General features: G+C 58.4%; 1 protein-coding gene. It reads left to right on the top strand.

What is annotated here, in order from left to right; all coding sequences use genetic code 11:
• Positions 1 to 579 (top strand): IS256 family transposase (locus F6Q13_RS19805; protein ID WP_293060093.1); only part of this gene is annotated, 579 nt, incomplete at both ends.

The following is a 579-nucleotide window of genomic DNA, read 5'->3' as shown; positions in this document are numbered from 1 at the left end:
TGGACCTCGACGGGCGTAAACACGCCCTGGGCTGCTGGATCCAAGACAGCGAGGGCGCACGGTTTTGGCAGAAGGTCATCATCGACCTGCGCAACCGCGGAGTGCGCGACATCCTCATCGCCTGCTGCGACGGGTTGACCGGCCTGCCGGATGCGATCCGCTCGATTTACCCCGATACTGTCGTGCAGACCTGCGTTGTACACGTCATCCGCAATGCGATGCGGTTCGTGTCTTACAAGGACCGCAAAAAGGTCGCCTCGTCGATGCGGGCGATCTACAGTGCCCCCACAGTGGATGCCGCCGAGTTGGCGCTTAAGGAATTCGACACCACTTACGGAGCCCAATATCCTGGCGCGGTCGACGTGTGGCGTAATGCCTGGCCCGAATTCGTGCCGTTTCTGGACTATCCGGTGGAGCTACGCAAGATCGTCTATACCACTAACGCGATCGAATCCATAAATTTCCAGCTACGCAAAATCACCAAGAACCGCGGCCACTTCCCGGACAAGGACTCGGCGATGAAGTTGGATCTACTGACGTTTTCGTGGGTGGAATTCATGCTGCCCTCCCTGGTAGTGG

It is taken from the genome of Mycobacterium sp. (assembly GCF_008709575.1).
Taxonomy (GTDB): Bacteria; Actinomycetota; Actinomycetes; order Mycobacteriales; family Mycobacteriaceae; genus Mycobacterium.
This window is presented reverse-complemented; position numbering and strand designations above follow the sequence as displayed.